Annotated in this window: 13 protein-coding genes; 8 read left to right on the top strand and 5 right to left on the bottom strand. The window is 47.6% G+C overall.

Annotation, left to right across the window (positions count from 1 at the left end; genetic code table 11):
- Window positions 1-374: 374 nt before the first annotated feature.
- Entirely contained in the window at window positions 375-926 is a 552-nt protein-coding gene (locus tag VIM87_RS16005; protein ID WP_331997964.1) for a YqgE/AlgH family protein, read from the top strand.
- A 501-nt stretch (window positions 927-1,427) separates the two neighbouring features.
- Here the strand turns inward: VIM87_RS16005 and VIM87_RS16000 are convergent.
- From VIM87_RS16000 to atpD, 3 genes are all read right to left on the bottom strand, one after another.
- Entirely contained in the window at window positions 1,428-1,634 is a 207-nt protein-coding gene (locus VIM87_RS16000; RefSeq protein WP_162277439.1) for a helix-turn-helix domain-containing protein, read from the bottom strand.
- 1,357 nt (window positions 1,635-2,991) lie between these two features.
- Complete coding sequence (atpC, locus tag VIM87_RS15995; protein WP_217601942.1) at window positions 2,992-3,246, bottom strand: ATP synthase F1 subunit epsilon; 255 nt, start codon at window positions 3,244-3,246, stop codon at window positions 2,992-2,994.
- A gap of 105 nt (window positions 3,247-3,351) precedes the next feature.
- Complete coding sequence (gene atpD / locus VIM87_RS15990) at window positions 3,352-4,854, bottom strand: F0F1 ATP synthase subunit beta (RefSeq protein ID WP_331997963.1); 1,503 nt, start codon at window positions 4,852-4,854, stop codon at window positions 3,352-3,354.
- Between the two features lie 393 nt (window positions 4,855-5,247).
- Between atpD and VIM87_RS15985 the strand changes: the two genes are divergently transcribed.
- Window positions 5,248-6,696, top strand: coding sequence for a DUF6600 domain-containing protein (locus tag VIM87_RS15985; RefSeq protein WP_331997962.1), 1,449 nt, complete (start codon window positions 5,248-5,250; stop codon window positions 6,694-6,696).
- A 92-nt stretch (window positions 6,697-6,788) separates the two neighbouring features.
- Here VIM87_RS15985 and VIM87_RS15980 read toward each other — a convergent pair whose 3' ends face one another.
- Complete coding sequence (locus VIM87_RS15980) at window positions 6,789-7,397, bottom strand: hypothetical protein (protein WP_331997961.1); 609 nt, start codon at window positions 7,395-7,397, stop codon at window positions 6,789-6,791.
- Window positions 7,398-7,532: 135 nt separating this feature from the next.
- Between VIM87_RS15980 and VIM87_RS15975 the strand changes: the two genes are divergently transcribed.
- The gene (locus tag VIM87_RS15975) at window positions 7,533-8,693 is read left to right on the top strand and encodes a hypothetical protein (RefSeq protein ID WP_331997960.1); all 1,161 of its coding nucleotides are present in this window, start codon (window positions 7,533-7,535) and stop codon (window positions 8,691-8,693) included.
- Window positions 8,694-8,919: 226 nt separating this feature from the next.
- Here the strand turns inward: VIM87_RS15975 and VIM87_RS15970 are convergent, their stop codons facing one another.
- On the bottom strand, window positions 8,920-10,332 hold the full coding sequence (locus VIM87_RS15970) for an ATP-binding response regulator (RefSeq protein ID WP_331997959.1): 1,413 nt from the start codon (window positions 10,330-10,332) through the stop codon (window positions 8,920-8,922).
- A 470-nt stretch (window positions 10,333-10,802) separates the two neighbouring features.
- On the opposite strand from VIM87_RS15970, the gene VIM87_RS15965 reads away from it, so the two are divergent.
- The 5 genes from VIM87_RS15965 to VIM87_RS15945 all read left to right on the top strand — a co-directional run bounded on the left by VIM87_RS15965 (window position 10,803) and on the right by VIM87_RS15945 (window position 17,181).
- Window positions 10,803-12,731, top strand: a complete 1,929-nt coding sequence (locus VIM87_RS15965) for a DNA polymerase III subunit gamma/tau (RefSeq protein ID WP_331997958.1) — start codon at window positions 10,803-10,805, stop codon at window positions 12,729-12,731.
- Between the two features lie 131 nt (window positions 12,732-12,862).
- On the top strand, window positions 12,863-14,542 hold the full coding sequence (locus VIM87_RS15960; RefSeq protein WP_331997957.1) for a pyruvate dehydrogenase complex dihydrolipoamide acetyltransferase: 1,680 nt from the start codon (window positions 12,863-12,865) through the stop codon (window positions 14,540-14,542).
- 284 nt (window positions 14,543-14,826) lie between these two features.
- Window positions 14,827-15,216 carry a VOC family protein gene (locus VIM87_RS15955; RefSeq protein ID WP_331997956.1) on the top strand — a complete coding sequence of 130 codons (390 nt, stop codon included), beginning with the start codon at window positions 14,827-14,829 and terminating at the stop codon, window positions 15,214-15,216.
- 462 nt (window positions 15,217-15,678) lie between these two features.
- Entirely contained in the window at window positions 15,679-16,185 is a 507-nt protein-coding gene (locus tag VIM87_RS15950; RefSeq protein WP_089906193.1) for a GbsR/MarR family transcriptional regulator, read from the top strand.
- Between the two features lie 39 nt (window positions 16,186-16,224).
- Complete coding sequence (locus VIM87_RS15945; protein WP_331997955.1) at window positions 16,225-17,181, top strand: TIGR01777 family oxidoreductase; 957 nt, start codon at window positions 16,225-16,227, stop codon at window positions 17,179-17,181.
- Window positions 17,182-17,232 lie beyond the last annotated feature (51 nt).

Below are 17,232 nucleotides of genomic sequence, written 5' to 3'. Positions count from 1 at the left end.
TTAAATTCTGTCAAAAACAATTATTGCTATAGCAACGATAATACAAAATTAGAGCACGTAACCCGTTCAGCAGCTTCTTTTTAACAAAACACTATCACTTTAACGTAATTTTAACTGCGTACCGCTGCATTTTTTATTGCTTCTTTACTTACCTTTGCTGTATAAACTGGTATCAAATTTGTAAAGTAGATACCAGAGACAAAATTGAATAATTAAACTTTCTACATACATCGACGTGGATTTCGTTCCATAAGCGATTTAGATTTTGGTTGATAAAATGGTAAGGAGGCTTTCTAGCCTCCTTTTTTTATTATAGCTATTTCATTTCCAATCAAAATTGGTTAAATTTATTTTAGTGATCAAAATTGTTGCGTATGGTGTCCCTTGCTCCCGGAATTTTACTCATAGCTGATCCCTTTCTGAAAGATCCGAACTTTGCACGCACCGTGGTATTACTTTGTGAACACCAGGATAAGGGCAGTTTTGGTTTCGTGATCAATAAGCTGTTTGATCAAACGCTGGATGAGCTGGTGCCTGAAGTGCTGGTGCCTAACATTCCCGTGTTCTTTGGCGGCCCGGTGCAAATGGATACGATCCACTTTGTACACCAGCAGCCGGATCTTATAGATGGTGGTTTTGAGATCATTCCCGGCATTTACTGGGGCGGCCGTTTTGAGAATGTAGTATCGCTGCTGAATGAAGGACGGCTGGATCTGAGCAGGATCAAGTTCTTTATCGGTTACAGCGGCTGGAGCAGCGGGCAGCTGGTGAATGAGTTCAACGAAAAATCCTGGATCTTATCGGAGAGCGATACGGCCCTTATTTTTGATGAAAAGGAACAAAACATCTGGCAGCAATCGCTGAAGAATTTAGGGAACAATTTTGCCATTATGGCCAACTTCCCTATTGATCCCTCTTTGAATTAAAAGTTACTTTATAAAGGCATGGATCCCGTTGTGGCGTAGCTGCAACGGGATCTTTATTTCCGCCAGAGGTTAAAACCTACAGGCATACTTTAACCACTATACGTTTAGGAAAATGAAAAAATAATTGTCAACTTTATAAGCATAAATATTTGCTGATCCCGTTGTGAAAGTCATTGTATGAATACCCGTTGCTCCCCGATAAGACCATTGCCTATTCCCGTTGTAACTTACAGGCAGCACGAGGTACACCCGTCAACCAGGCTATTTATCACTATCAAAAATATTATGCTGGTAACAGCACGCCGATTATGGTACTGCAGTTATTAATGACTGTTTGAGAATGTATTGGCACACGAAAATCTTCCGTTGTAGCCATCCTATGACATAACCGCAAAGGCCGGGTTTTCCCGGCCTTTTTCATGCATAAAAAGCCTTACAGCACACATAGTTTGCTGATTAAAGCAGGGCAGGTGAAAACAATCCGTTTACGCCGTTAAGGCATCAGCCCAGTACATCCGGGCCTAAGAACTCTGCCGGTTTTACTTTCAGCAGATCACAGATCTCGAACAGGCGATGAATGGTAAGCGGTGTTTTACCATTCTCCAAACGGCTATATGCATTTTGAGAAATATTCAGCATAAAAGCCATATACTCCTGCGAGTATTCCTTTTTGCGGCGTAGTGAACGGAGCTTTTGGATAACACGCATGATGTACGTGTGTGTAACGGTATTTTGATCCATATGAGAGGGTTGCTATGTAAAAGACGGATATGATCAGGATTATGTAACGCAGGAGTACTAACTATCACCCCTATACGGTAAACAGCAACGTTTAGTCATGCGGGTGATCACTCGTTTTCTCCAGGCATAAACCGGGTTACGCGGGCAAGTTAAGTGTAAGGACATGGCACATCAGTTTATCAAACAAACAATTGCATTTAATGCATACAATGGAGTGTGTCTTTATGGTCTAATGGTTTAACAGGAATAGCTATAAAATAGTTTAGAGAACCTCTTCTATTAAGTTAACTAATTCTGCACGCCTGAATTCTTAATGACTTGTTAATGAATTGTTAAGTGAAATTACACCTTTAAGCATAAACGTAACCGGTTAAGCTGCAATGGAAATGAAGCATTTACGCTTCTTTATTTGCGTAAGCACGCAACAGCGCTACCCTGTTAAATCCAGCTAAAACAATACAGGCCTGATCTTCAAGCGGATAGAGATTCCCTGAGCGCTGCTGAAAAAGATTTACGTAAGTAGGTTTTTTGGTGATTTAACAACAATTGGGATCAGGAAGGTTCATAGTGTGGTCGCTTTCAATCACTTTCGTAAACTTGCAGCTGCCGCATTATTACAGTTCCGGCTGCTTTCATCTGCTGGCAAGGCTCCTGGCGGGTGAGCCCGGTGTGTTTTTACACATCAATCTGTTAATAAAAATTTTGATTTTTTTTTCTGTGCCTATGCTTTGAAGTCCAATGGTTAACGTGCCGCCCTTTGTTTTCCCTAACAAAAATGACTAAACGGAGTGAGAATATTCAAAACAATTTAAATATCTTGCTAATGTAAAATGGAAACGGTAGGATCAACCACGGAGCGCGATGCATTTTAACCCATTTTTCAACTGTGAGAGCAGGAGCAACGAAAGCATTAGTACCGAATAGCTAAACCTATGAAAACGATAACGGTAGGTCTCTTTTAGGCCAGCTTGCATCGGATAATATATAAAAAAAACACCCAAAAACTTATTGAAGATACACCTGTACTTCTGTAACGGCAGCTACCGTTCAGAGGCGCTTAAATATATTCATTTTCATAGGAATAGGGTTATATGCCTGCTGCATGGTAATTATGTAATGTAATTATCATAACCGGCAATAACCTGCTCGTTGAATAACCCGGCCAGTATTCCTACTGCGCTTTAAACGGGGTCTTCTTAGATTGGAATAGTTAGGACAAAAACAAAGGCCGGGTAATCATACCCGGCCTGTTTGTTATATGTGCAGATGTGCAAATATGAAGATGTGCAAATGATGACCATCTGCACATTTGCATATCTACTTATCAACTAATTAATGACGCTCCTTCTACCAGCACAGTTGCTTTATTGCGCAGCACTTCCACAAAGCCGCCTTCTATCTGAAAATACTCTGCCTGCACTTTATCTTTCAGCACCTTCATTTTGCCTTTGCCTAAAGCAGCGATCAGCGGCGCATGGCGGTTCAGCACTTCAAAAGAGCCATCTATACCCGGCAGCTGCACGCCGTACACTTCTCCGGTGAACAGCTTTCTTTCAGGTGTTAAAACTTCAAGCAACATTATAATTAAGAATTAAAAATTAATAATTAATAATCAAGAACGAAGAATGTATCAATAATAACACTGAGCTATGCGGGTTATTAATTATTCATTCTTCATTATTAATTAATTTTTAGCTGCTTCCAGCAGTTTTTTACCTTTTTCAATGGCATCATCAATAGTACCTACCAGGTTAAAGGCAGCTTCCGGATACTCATCTACTTCACCATCCATGATCATGTTAAAACCGCGGATCGTTTCTTCAATGGGAACCAGCACACCTTTCAGACCGGTAAACTGTTCTGCCACGTGGAAAGGCTGTGACAGGAAACGTTGTACACGGCGTGCGCGTAATACGGTCAGCTTATCTTCATCACTCAGCTCATCCATACCCAGGATGGCGATGATATCCTGTAACTCTTTATAACGCTGCAGGATCATTTTCACCCTTTGTGCGCAGTTATAGTGTGCTTCACCTACAATGGCAGGCGATAAGATACGTGAAGTAGAATCCAGCGGGCTCACAGCAGGATAGATACCTAAGTCGGAGATCTTACGATCCAGTACGGTGGTAGCATCCAGGTGGGCAAAGGTTGTTGCGGGAGCAGGATCCGTTAAGTCATCCGCAGGTACATATACTGCCTGTACGGAGGTAATAGAACCGTTCTTGGTAGAGGTGATACGTTCCTGCATCAAACCCATTTCCGTGGCCAAAGTAGGCTGGTAACCCACCGCAGAAGGCATACGGCCTAACAGTGCGGATACTTCGGAACCTGCCTGGGTAAAACGGAAGATGTTATCTACGAAGAAAAGGATATCGCGGCCGCCGCTGGCAGAACCATCTCCGTCACGGAAATATTCTGCAATGGTTAAACCGGACAGGGCCACACGTGCGCGGGCTCCGGGGGGTTCGTTCATCTGGCCAAAGATAAAGGTAGCCTGTGAGTTCTTCAGCGCCTGCATATCTACTGCGCCCAGCTCCCAGCCTCCATGCTCCATGGATTCCTGGAATTTTTCACCATATTTTACAATACCGGCTTCGATCATTTCACGCATCAGATCGTTCCCTTCACGGGTACGCTCACCTACGCCGGCAAATACTGATAAACCTTCGTAACCTTTTGCAATGTTGTTGATCAGCTCCTGGATCAATACGGTTTTACCTACACCCGCACCACCGAACAAACCGATCTTACCACCTTTTGCATAGGGCTCGATCAGGTCAATTACCTTGATACCGGTGTACAGTACTTCTGTATCGGTAGCCAGGTCTTCAAAACGGGGCGGCTGGCGGTGAATGGGGTAGCCATTGGCAGTATCAATATCACCCAAACCGTCAATTGCTTCACCTACCACATTGAACAAGCGTCCTTTGATCTGGTCGCCAACAGGCATTTTAATAGGAGTGCCCTTATCAGATACGGCCATTCCTCTTACGAAACCATCTGTAGAGTCCATGGCTACACAGCGAACGCTGTCTTCACCCAGGTGCTGCTGCACTTCCAATACTACTTTCTGACCATTTTCACGGGTTACTTCCAGGGCGTTGTAGATTTCGGGTAATTTTCCTTCAAAATGCACGTCCACTACGGGACCGATAATTTGCTTGATCTTACCTGTGTTAGGCATATATTATTGCTATTTATAAATCTTTAAATGAGCGGTTTATAAAATTTGGCGCAAAGGTAATGGTTAAAGGGGTAAAATTCAAATAAACGCCCGGATTCGTCGGAGTCAAATTCAAATATATAAATAACCTAATACCAAACCAATTCCTGGTCATCCTGTTTATCGCTATTTCCCTTATTTTCTTCGCTCACTGCACAATATTCACCTGCCAAACTGCGTGTTACACCGTATAAATGTTAAGGTCGTCCTAAAATCCCCTGCCTGACCGTTAAATAGCGTTAAGAAAGTGCCGGTAGCGCGCCTCTGGTACGATAATAGCATTATTTGTAATGTACAAAACAACCTTAGGAAATGCGTGACAGATTTTCCTGATACCTTTTAAAAGTATGCGATATGAAAAGCAAGATAAGCTTCTATGCGAGCGTAATTATTGCCAGCTTTACCATCACCACATTAGCCGACAGTTGCGCTACGGCCAGACCACAACAATACTATGACCAGGGTTATGATCAAAATTATGACCCCGATCCTTACCAGCAGGGAAATGTATCTTTTTCGGCCTTTTATGACGCCTTAAGCCCATATGGACAATGGATGAACTACGGACAATACGGACAGGTATGGGTGCCTAATGCCGGGCGGGACTTTCAGCCCTACTCTACTAACGGTCACTGGGTATATACAGACTACGGCTGGACCTGGATGAGCGACTACCCCTGGGGTTGGGCGCCTTTCCACTACGGCCGCTGGGCCTTTGATAATAATTACGGATGGTTATGGGTGCCGGGCGCAGAATGGGGCCCTGCATGGGTTAGCTGGCGTAACAGCCCGGATTATTACGGCTGGGCGCCGTTAACACCGGGTATGAGCATTGGGGTAAGTGTGAACATTCCGACGGCTTACTGGTCATTTGTGCCTTGTGCATACATAAGCAGTCCCAGCATTCACCAGTATTACGTGCCCCGCAGCCGCAACGTAACCATCATTAACAATACGACTGTGATCAATAATGTGCGCGTGGTGAATAATAACCGTTACTACCGCGGCCCTGAAGTGCGGGATGTGGAAAGGGTAACGCGCCGGCCTATTACCCCGGTACGGGTAGTGAACAGCGACCGCCCGGGTAGCGGCAGTCTTAGTAACAACCAGATGCGCATTTTCCGCCCGCAGGGTGCAGAGCTGCGCCGCCCGCTGGCTGATAACAACCGGGGAAATAATCCTACCAGGATTAACAGTAATAACAATAATGGAAACCGGGTAACTCCCGCGCCTAACAACAATAATAACGTTACCCAGCCGGGTGCACCGGGCAGAACCCGCCGGATATTTGATAACAATGACGATAACCGGGTGAACCCGCCTGCTAATGTGCCGAATAACAATCAGCCGGTTAACACTCCTGACAGAAATGCGCCCAGGCGTATATTCGACAATAACCGGGGGATTGATAACAACAATAACCGTCCGGTAACACCGGCTCCTAATAATCCAGCACCGAACCGGCCCAGTAATCCAGTTAACAACCCGGCTCCGAACAATAATCCGCCCCGGCGAATATTCAACGAGCCAAGCAACCGCCCGGCAGCTGCTCCTGTAACTGCTCCCATGCCAAGGACACAGCCTTCATCACCTGCGCCAAGGCCAGAGCCCAGGACCAGTCCGGCGCCGCAACCCAGGAGTTTTCCTGCACCGCAGCAGCAACGGTCCATGCCAGCTCCTGCTCCACGCCCTGAACCGCGTATGCAGCAGCCATCGGCCCCCAGGCCTGCGCCTGCACCAGCCCCACGCCGTGTTAACGACAACAATGGCGGTGGCGGAGGAGGAAGGATACAGCGAGGATAAGATGAAATAGGAAGTACCATACAGGAGATTAAAAAGAGGGAAATAAGATCATCATAATCTTATTTCCCTCTTCTTTTTTATACCTGATCATGTTAGTCAGCAACACACTGAAAAGGATCAGGGTTGCCTTCGGGGGCAGGTTTATTAAATGCCCAGCAAAAGTTCATGGCCTGGCTGGTAATGCTGATCAGCTTCAGCTGCACCTTCATGCCTTTGCGGCTGCCGGCAGCATCCACGGCGCGGGTTGCCTTAGCCGGTATATCATTCACCGTATATTGTTCTGTTTTGAATACATCCCCGTTACTGCGCAGGTATTGCACGCTTACCACCACGTTGTCCAGCGGGTACTCTGTCTGGTTTTTCACGATCACCTGCAGGTTTTTGATACCGCCGAAGAAGCCGGTTTTGTAGTCGCTGGTATTAACGGAAATAAACTGCTTCCAGTTACGGCGGTAATAGGTGCGGCGCTCCACAAACTTGCCCTGCACGCGCTGCTGCTGGTCTTTACGGTCGGCTATCTGCTGGGCCGCTCCACTGGCCAGGTTCAGGCTTTGTTTCAGATCGCGGTTCTCATTCAGCAGGCGCTCGTTTTGCTGTAATACCTTGCGTACCCGCTGCTGCTGGCGGTAATAGCCCAGTCCCAGGATAACGGCTACAAAGAAAAAGATGATCGTATAAAGGAAAGGTGATGTTTTTTTCATCTGGAATAGTTGTTAATGGTATTGTACCTGTTTTTACCGGGCTTATCCTGGCAATTAGAAAAAATGATGCCATGATAAAATTGCTTTATACATCCTTTCGCTTCATTTCCCCGACTTCCTTATTTTTGCTCCCCTATGGAGCTCATCAAAGTAGATAACGAACAAACCGCCCGGCTGTTTATACAGATCCACGTAGACCTTAACAAACATAACTCCCAATGGATCCGTCCGTTGGATAAAGATATTAATGTTGTATTTGACCCGCAGAAGAACAAAACCTTCCGGCATGGGGAATGTGTACGCTGGCTGTTAAAGAACAAGCAGGGACAATGGATTGGCCGGATCGCAGCTTTTGTGAACAGCAAATACCGCACTAAGGGTGATGAGCAGCTTACCGGGGGCATCGGCTTTTTTGATTGCGTGCACGACCAGGCAGCCGCCAACCTTTTATTTGACACCGCCAAACACTGGCTGCAGGAAAGGGGCATGGGCGCTATGGACGGCCCTATTAACTTTGGTGAGCGTAATAACTGGTGGGGCCTGCTTACGGAGGGGTTTCATGAACCCCTGTACTGTATGAACTACAACCCGCCTTATTACAAAGACCTGTTTGAAACCTATGGTTTCCGGCCTTTCTTTTACCAGATCTGCTTTGCCATAAATGTTGGGGTGCAGCTGCAGGATAAATTCTATACCCGCCATGATGCCCTGGCCAGGGACCCTGCCTACAAGGCACAGTACCTGAAAAAAAATAAGCTGGAAAAATATGCGGAAGATTTTTGCACCATCTATAATAAAGCCTGGGCCAGCCATGACGGCGGCAAAGAGGTAACCCAGGCGCAGGCCCTGCAGATCTTTAAGCAAATGAAACCGGTGATGGATGAAAAACTGGTATGGTTTGTTTACCACAACAATGAGCCTATTGCCTGCTGGTTAAACCTGCCGGAGCTGAACCAGTTCTTCAAACATATGAACGGAAAGTTCGGGTTATGGCAAAAGCTGCAGCTGCTGTGGATGAAGTATACCCACCAATGCCGCAAATTCACGGGTATTGTGTTTGGCGTTGTTCCGGAGTTCCAGGGCAAGGGGGTGGATGCTTACATGATCGTGGAAGGCGCCAAACTGATACAGGGAGAGCACCTGTATGAGGATTATGAAATGCAGTGGATCGGTGATTTTAATCCCAAAATGCTCAATATTGGCGAGAACCTGGGCGCTTACCGCAGCCGCCAGCTTACTACCTACCGTTATTTATTTGACCGGACGAAGGAGTTTAAACGGCATCCGCTGGTGTGATGTGCAAATTATAAATATGCAAATGTGCAGATGGAATGCAGCGGAGACCAGCATTTTGCGCTGGTGTAATGTGCAAATTGTAAATATGCAAATGTGCAGATGGAATGCAGCGGAGACCAGCATTTGCGCTGATGTGATGTGCAAATTACAAATATGCAAATGTGCAGATGAAATGCAGCGGAGACCATCATTTGCACATCCGCATATCTGCACATCTGCACATTAGTTAATTCGCCTGCATTCTGGCCCGGGGCAGCTGTTTCAGAATGCTTTTATAAATCTCTCTCTCCTTAAAGGGTTTCAGCAGCCAGTCATTAAACCCGGCTTTGCGGAAGGCTTCTTCATCGTGCCGGCCAATATCAGCGGTGAGCACCACAACCGGGACTTTTGCTTTTTTGGTGTCTTTATCGGCACGGATGTGCTGCACCACTTCCAGCCCGCTCATTTCCGGCATTTGCAGGTCCAGCAGTATCAGGTCGTAGTTATTGGTCTGGTACAGCTCATAGGCTACGGCGCCATCCCTGGCCATATCAAACCGGCATTTCCAGCGGGTAAGCATTATTTTCAGCAGCAGCAGGTTCATTTCCTGGTCGTCGGCTATCAGCACATATAGTCCTTCCAGCTGGTTGCCCGTCATTTGCTCAATATCATGCTGGGTAATAATCACTGTTTGTGCAGGGGTGGCCAGCTCATAAGGGATCTGGCAGCTGAAGCGCGTGCCTTTGCCTACTTCACTCTCCACGCTGATGCTGCCACCGTGCAGCTGCACCAGGCGCTGGGTAATAGCCAGTCCCAGGCCGGTACCGCCAGGCTTATGGTGGGCGGAATGTACCTGGTAAAACCGTTCAAAAATGCGGGGCAGCACTTCCGGCGGCACACCCGGGCCGGTATCTTCCACAGACAGGGACAATAACCCCTGCTTACCGGTACTCTCCAGCTTAGCGGTTACGGTAATACTCCCTGTCTCTGTGTATTTGATGGCATTGCCCAACAGGTTCACCAGGATCTGTTTCAGGCGGAACACATCGCCCGACACATGCTGCTGCTGGTTGCCCGTAAAGGAAAAATGCAGCTGCAGCTGCTTGCTGGTGGCCTGTATGCGCAGGGTATTCGTTACATCTGCCAGGGCCTGGTATAATGTAAAGGGCTGCTTATGAATGGAAATATAATCGCTGTCCAGCTTTGAAAAATCCAATACATCATTCACCACATCCATGAGCATGCCGGCAGATACCTCTACGGCATGTAACAGCTCATGCTGGTTTTCCTGTAAAGGAGTATGCGCCAGTTGTTCGGTAAAACCTACAATAGAGTTTAATGGGGAGCGGATCTCATGGCTCATATTGGCCAGGAATACGGAGCGGGCTTTGGCAGCATTCTGCGCATGCTGTTTTTCTTTCTTAAGCCGTTTATCCTTACGGTGGTAGTCCCACCAGATAATGCCGGTTACCACTGCTGTAAGCTCCAGTAATGCGATTACCAGCAGCACAATATTCTCCATATCTACGCTGCGCTCATTGAAATCGGCCATAATGGCGGCTTGCCGGGCTTGCAAGGCCTGCTTTTGCGCAGCATCCATTGCAGGCATAGCGCTATTTTCCAGCTCTAACTGGTGCATAGCCTGCCGTAGTTGGTTCATGTTATGACGATGGTAATAGAAAGCTGTCACACCAACAATTAATTTACAGGCCAACAGGACAAACAGTGCAATACGTAAAAAGCGCATTTAATTAAATTAAAATTTGATACATGGTGTATTGTCTCTTTTCAACAGATAACCTGGAAGGATCCTAATAGATCAGCTGCGACTTATTGTACATACGGGTAAAACATTCACTCCCCTACTTTTGGTTTATAGTTATTTCAAAGGGATACCGGTCGGGAATTAACGATTGGGTATCAGCAAGAAAATTAAAGAAATTTACAGACATGGTAAATTTTAATTCTTGCAAACGGTTTCAGGTCCATAAAAAAAGAGGGGGCTGAACCGCTGATCTGTCCTGCTTTTCGTTACATATCCGCTTAGCATCCGGCCACCGGCAAGCTGCGCCGCCGGGCGGATAACAGTCCGAAAAAATGTGTACTTTCGGGCTTTGCGAATGCTTGCATATGGAGAATTTTATCGTTTCGGCCCGTAAATACCGTCCTCAGAATTTTTCTACCGTAGTAGGACAATCCCACATTACCACTACGCTTAAAAACGCGATCCGTAATAACCAGCTGGCGCATGCCTTCCTGTTCTGCGGTCCGCGGGGGGTTGGTAAAACCACCTGTGCCCGTATACTGGCCAAAACCATTAATTGTGAGAACCTTCAACCGGACGGAGAGGCCTGTAATGAGTGCCACTCCTGCAAATCGTTCAATGAAGGCAGCTCTTTTAATATTCATGAGCTGGATGCGGCTTCCAACAACTCGGTGGATGATATCCGTACCCTGGTAGAGCAGGTACGTTTTGCACCGCAGGCCGGTAAGTATAAGATCTATATTATAGATGAGGTGCACATGCTCAGCTCATCCGCCTTTAACGCATTCCTGAAAACCCTGGAGGAGCCGCCCTCCTACGCTATTTTCATCCTGGCCACCACAGAAAAGCACAAGATCCTTCCCACGATCCTGAGCCGTTGCCAGATCTTTGACTTTAAGCGCATTACTATACAGGATACGGTAGATCACCTGCACGAGATCTGCGAGAAAGAGCATATCCAGGCAGAAGCCGACGCCCTGCACCTGGTAGCCCAGAAAACAGACGGCTGTATGCGTGATTCCCTGAGCACCCTGGATAAGATCGTAAGCTTTACCGGCGGGCGCCTCACGTATCAGAATACGCTGGAGCACCTGAACATACTGGACTACGACTATTTCTTTAAAGTAATGGATGCCGTGCTGCAGCAGGATGTAGCCGGCGCCCTGCTGATATTTGACGAGATCCTGCAGAAAGGCTTTGAAGGGGATAACTTCCTGAACGGCTGGGCAGAGTTCCTGCGTAATTTATTAATGTGTAAGGAGGAAAAGGTGCTGCACCTGCTGGAAGTATCCGGCAACCTGAAGGACCGGTACAAACAGCTGTCCGGCAAAATAAGCCCTGCCTACCTGATCACCGCCCTGCACCTGCTGAATGAAACGGAGATCAATTACCGCATGGCGCGCAATAAACGCCTGCATGTGGAAATGGCGCTGATAAAGCTGTGCTACCTGCAGCAGGCTGTTACCCTGGCCGGCGATGACCAGTCGGGCGAAGTGGTAAAAAAAAAGTTAGTACCTGATGGCGCGGTGCCGCAGCAATTACGCGCACCTTTTGCCCAGGCAGCCGGGCCCAAAGCCAGCGGCAAACCAGCCACAGCGGCCTCCATTGCACAAAATGAAGGCGCCAAGCTAACAATAGAGACCCCGCCGGCGGCTAAAACAGCGGCTACTGCTGCACCGGCAACACCTGCCGCCGGGCAAACGATGCCGGCAACGGCCGCCAGTTCACCCGCAACTACTGCGCCTGTTGCTGCCGCAGCCAATACTACACCCGCCAATAATAATACTGCGCCGGCAAACCGCACTGCGCCGGCTAAACAGGGCGCGCCTGCTACCGGCAGTAAGCTTACTGGCCTGGCAGCCATGAAGGAAGCCCTGGCGGCCAAACAGCAGCAAACCACCGTGCGTGAAGCAGTGCCCATTACGGCAGGCGCGCTGGCCGTGTACTGGGAAGAGTTTATTGACATTTTCCGGCAGGCCAATAAAATGACGGTGGTGAGCAACCTGCAGCTGGCCATTATTAACCTGCTGGGAAAGGAAGAGATCGGGATCGTAAGCCGGAACATTGTACAGTTCCGGTTTATGGAGGAAGAAAAGCTGGCTATTTCCGACTTTTTTAAACGTAAGTTCAATAACCCGGCTATTATTCTCACCCTGCAGCTGGATGAAAGCCAGCAAACCCAGGATATTGGACCGGCGCCGCTAAGCAGCCGGGAACAATTCCAGCTAATGGCGGAGCATTATCCCATGATCAAAGAGCTGAAGGACCGGCTGAACATGGAATTGGATTTTTAAACCGGTTATTGCTGACTACGTTGGCGCTAACCGCTCATTTCTTACTTAATAACTCCCGGCTTTACTTTGAGATTCGACTTTCGACTTTCGACTTTCTTTTGTAGGTTTGGGCAAAATTTTGACTAAAGACTATGGCAGAAGTTATCAGAATGCCCCTTTTAAGTGATACGATGACAGAAGGGGTGATTGCGGAATGGCATAAAAAGGTGGGTGATACCGTAAAATCAGACGACGTAATAGCTGAAGTGGAAACCGATAAGGCTACCATGGAAGTAATAGGATATGTGGAGGGAACGCTGTTATATGTAGGCGTGGAAAAGGGAAAGGCTGCCAAAGTAAATGAGATCATAGCTATTGTAGGTAAAGCCGGGGAAGATTATAAACCTTTACTGGAAGGTGGCGGCGCCGCTAAAGCGCCTGCATCCAATGGTAAGGCCGATGCAGCACCTGCGCCTAAAGCAGAAGCGCCGAAGGCTGAAGCACCTGCTCAAAAAGCCCAACCGGCCGGCGACGCCGCTGCAGCAGCCGAAGCGCTGAAGAATGCAACGGTGATCCGTATGCCGCTGCTGAGCGATACCATGACAGAAGGCAAGATCGTAGCATGGAATAAAAAAGTAGGCGATACCGTTAAGAGTGATGATGTGCTGGCAGAAGTGGAAACCGATAAGGCTACCATGGAAGTGATCGGTTATGCCGACGGTGAGCTTTTATACGTAGGCGTAAAAGAAGGCGAAGCCGCTAAAGTGAATGGCATTATAGCCATTGTAGGTAAAAAAGGAACGAATGTAGATGCTATACTGGCAGCTGAAGGCGGATCTCCCGCTCCCGCAGCCGGTGGTGCAGCTGCTGAAAATAAAAGTGATGCTGCCCAACCGCAGACCGCTGCTACTGCTGCTCCCGCAGAAAGTAATGGCGCCACCAAGGATGGCCGCGTGAAAGCCTCCCCTCTTGCCAAAAAGCTGGCAGAAGAAAAAGGTATTGACATTAACCAGGTAACCGGCAGCGGTGATGGTGGCCGTATTGTGAAAAAAGATGTGGACAGCTTTGTACCCGGCGCTAAACCGGCAGCTACTACCGCCCCTGCTGCGGCAAAAGGTGGTGCAGCTCCTGCATTTGTACCGGCCGGCCAGGAAGGTTATACCGATACTCCGCTGAGCCAGATGCGCAAGGTAATTGCCCGCCGCCTGAGCGAAAGCAAGTTCACTGCCCCTCACTTCTACCTGAAAATAGATGTGGTGATGGACAAGGCAATGGAAGCCCGCAAAACCATCAACGAGATCTCTCCTGTAAAAGTTTCCTTTAATGATATGGTGATCAAGGCCGCTGCCATGGCCCTTCGCCAGCATCCTTTCGTAAACAGCAGCTGGATGGGCGATTTTATCCGCACCAACCAGCATATCCATATTGGTTCTGCCGTAGCTATTGACGAAGGCCTGATCGTACCGGTGATCCGTTTTGCAGATCAGAAATCCCTGAGCCAGATAGCCGGTGAAGCTAAAGAGCTGTATGAAAAAGCCAAGAACAAAAAACTGCAGCCGCAGGAGTTCAGCGGCAATACTTTCAGCATTTCCAACCTGGGCATGCTGGGTATAGACGAGTTCACGGCTATTATTAACCCGCCGGATTCCGCAATCCTGGCTGTGGGTAATATCAAAGAAACCGTAGTATCAGAAAAAGGACAGTTCAAGGTGCAGAACATCATGAAGCTGACTATGAGCTGCGACCACCGTATTGTAGACGGTGCAGTAGGCGCCCGCTTCCTGGCTACCCTGAAAGGATTCCTGGAAAACCCGGTGACCATGCTGGTATAGCACTTACGCAAATCACTATACGAAAGGGCGAAGCAGGTGCTTCGCCCTTTTTTATCCGGGATGCCCGGTTGTTTAAATGACCTGTTTATTTTTGATACATCTCATTGCTGCAGCAGATCTGCAGGCGGGTTGATGCCCCTGGTAGGTGAACAGGCAGGATAACCTGCCGTATAACGGCGCCGCCCCCGGAAACCATCATGAACAGTATGCCGTTATTCCGCTTGGACGGTTCGGCTGAATTCAGTAAATTTAAGTATACCCCAACATCCTAATCCTGTTCTGTCATGAAATTGCCCGTAAATACCCTTAACTGGTTTGAAATACCTGTCAATGATTTTGACCGTGCCCGCCAGTTCTATAGCCAGCTTTTTGAATACGAGATGCCCGTTTCCGTTATGGGCCCTAATCAAAGGGGCTTTTTACCATTTGACCCGCAAGGTGGCGGCATTGGAGGCGCTATTGTGCATGGCCCGGACTATATACCCAGTCAGCGTGGAAGCCTGGTGTACCTGAATGCCGGTGATGATCTGAACCTGGTGCTGATGCGTGTTACGGCCGCGGGTGGGCATGTGGAGCAGGAGAAAGTGCCGGTATCGGATGAAATGGAGCTGGGTTATTATGCTATTATAAGGGATACGGAGGGGAACAGAGTGGCGTTGCATTCGATGGGGTGAATGCATTCGTTGATCATGGCGACCCTCTTTTCTAATAAGCTTATTCAATGCCCTGATTATAAATGATATTGGTAGTAACAGTATTGTTAATTTATCTGCCTTAAGCTGTATGCTTATCAACACCAGTGTGCAACACAGCATAGCAAATAGCAGGAGTATAACTATTCCGAATATGGCAAGATGAATGGTACTTTGCTTTCCCCGGCCTGATGTTTTATATCTCATTTTGAGAAAGTCAAATACAGACCGTTTATTATCATTGTTATTCATTTGATAATATTTTTATCGTTACTTCTTTACACAACGCAAAAAAGAAGCACGGGACCTATATCTTTTTCACTTTTTATTGAGTTGCTTACTTAAAGACACCAAAAGGAAACAAACGGGCGTTTCGTTTTTCTTTCACTAACTTTTGAAAATTCAAAAACTTCTCCTATCTTCGGTACTGAAAAGGGAAAGACTATGAAACTGGCAGAAGCAAAAGCACAATTCATTCAAACCTGGGGCTCACTAGGCGCGCAATGGGGCATTAACCGCACCATGGCGCAGATCCATGCGCTGCTGCTTATTATGCCAGATCCCCTGAGTGCAGATGAAATTATGCAGGAGCTGAACATTTCCCGGGGCAATACCAATATGAACGTACGGGAGCTCATTAACTGGGGCCTGGTAGAACGCATCCTGGTGCCCGGAGAACGCCGCGAATTTTTCTCCGCAGAAAAAGATATCTGGAAAGTAGCTACCTACATTGCCAAAGAACGGAAGAAACGGGAGCTGGATCCCATTATGAAAGTGCTTAACCAGCTGCAGGATGTGGAAGGCGAAGCAAAAGATAAATATGTAAAGTCTTTCAAAGATTCCATTCAGAACATCAACAAGTTTGCGCATCATACAGATAAAACCATCAATTCTTTTGTAAAGTCAGAAGAGAGCTGGTTCTATAGTACGCTGCTGAAGATCTTCAAGTAAAAAATTTTTATCACAATGTTTCAATAATTATTGAAAGTTATGAAACCGTTATTACAACATAAAAAGATCGTGGTGGCCGGTGGCACCGGTTTTATAGGACAGGGCCTGATAGACCATTTTGGAAAAGAGAATGACCTGGTGATCCTGACCCGCCATCCTAAACCGGACCAGGGCCGCGTCACCTATGTACCGTGGGATGGCCAAACCCTGGGGAACTGGGCAAGCCGGCTGGAAAATGCGGATCTGCTGATCAATCTTACCGGTAAAAGTGTGAACTGCCGGTATACGGAACGCAATAAAAAAGAGATCTTCGACAGCCGCACCCACGCTACCACGGTATTAGGGGAAGCCATCCGCAGCCTGGCACACCCGCCGCGTTTATGGGTAAACGCCGCATCTGCCACTATTTACCGGCATGCAGAAGACCGGCCTATGGATGAATTCACCGGTGAAATTGAAAACGATTTTTCTGTACAGGTTTGTAAAAAATGGGAACAGACCTTTAACGATATAACGCTGCCCCATACACGGAAGGTTGTTTTACGTATAGCCGTTACATTGGGCCATCAGGGCGGTGTGATGGCGCCTTACCTGAACCTCATGAAATTCGGGCTGGGCGGATACCAGGGTAATGGGCGGCAAATGTTCAGCTGGGTGCACATTACCGATGTATGCCGCATGATTGCCTGGTTATATGAACAGCCGCAGCTATCCGGTACTTTTAATTGCAGCGCGCCCAATCCCGTACCAAACAAAACGTTTATGCAAATGCTGCGCAAAGCCGGCGGGCATTATATAGGCCTGCCCGCTCCTACCTGGATGCTGGCCCTGGGCGCACGGATGATAGGTACTGAAACAGAGCTGCTGTTAAAAAGCCGCTGGGTGCTGCCGGCAAGGATCACGCAGGCCGGCTTTACGTTTCAATACCCGCAGCTGCAGCCTGCGTTTGAAAGTATCTTGCAGCAGCTGCCGCGCAGGGCATATCATTTGTTCTGAAAACAGGATGCAGAAAGTAAGATGATGCGTGCGGAATACAGGATAATTGAT

It is taken from the genome of Chitinophaga sp., from assembly GCF_036569125.1.
GTDB lineage: Bacteria > Bacteroidota > Bacteroidia > Chitinophagales > Chitinophagaceae > Chitinophaga.
Note: the sequence above shows the minus strand (reverse complement) of the source record. Positions and strands in the feature narration are given on the sequence as shown.

Bases quoted from the DNA above. Each gene is read 5' to 3' on its own strand.
- VIM87_RS15960 (WP_331997957.1), top strand. From the start codon at position 12,863: ATGGCAGAAGTTATCAGAATGCCCCTTTTAAGTGATACGATGACAGAA.
- VIM87_RS15945 (WP_331997955.1), top strand. From the start codon at position 16,225: ATGAAACCGTTATTACAACATAAAAAGATCGTGGTGGCCGGTGGCACC.
- VIM87_RS16005 (WP_331997964.1), top strand. From the start codon at position 375: ATGGTGTCCCTTGCTCCCGGAATTTTACTCATAGCTGATCCCTTTCTG.
- atpC (WP_217601942.1), bottom strand. From the start codon at position 3,246: ATGTTGCTTGAAGTTTTAACACCTGAAAGAAAGCTGTTCACCGGAGAA.
- VIM87_RS15980 (WP_331997961.1), bottom strand. From the start codon at position 7,397: ATGAAAAAAACATCACCTTTCCTTTATACGATCATCTTTTTCTTTGTA.
- VIM87_RS15970 (WP_331997959.1), bottom strand. From the start codon at position 10,332: ATGAACCAACTACGGCAGGCTATGCACCAGTTAGAGCTGGAAAATAGC.
- VIM87_RS15985 (WP_331997962.1), top strand. From the start codon at position 5,248: ATGAAAAGCAAGATAAGCTTCTATGCGAGCGTAATTATTGCCAGCTTT.
- VIM87_RS15965 (WP_331997958.1), top strand. From the start codon at position 10,803: ATGGAGAATTTTATCGTTTCGGCCCGTAAATACCGTCCTCAGAATTTT.
- VIM87_RS15950 (WP_089906193.1), top strand. From the start codon at position 15,679: ATGAAACTGGCAGAAGCAAAAGCACAATTCATTCAAACCTGGGGCTCA.
- VIM87_RS15955 (WP_331997956.1), top strand. From the start codon at position 14,827: ATGAAATTGCCCGTAAATACCCTTAACTGGTTTGAAATACCTGTCAAT.
- VIM87_RS15975 (WP_331997960.1), top strand. From the start codon at position 7,533: ATGGAGCTCATCAAAGTAGATAACGAACAAACCGCCCGGCTGTTTATA.
- VIM87_RS16000 (WP_162277439.1), bottom strand. From the start codon at position 1,634: ATGCGTGTTATCCAAAAGCTCCGTTCACTACGCCGCAAAAAGGAATAC.
- atpD (WP_331997963.1), bottom strand. From the start codon at position 4,854: ATGCCTAACACAGGTAAGATCAAGCAAATTATCGGTCCCGTAGTGGAC.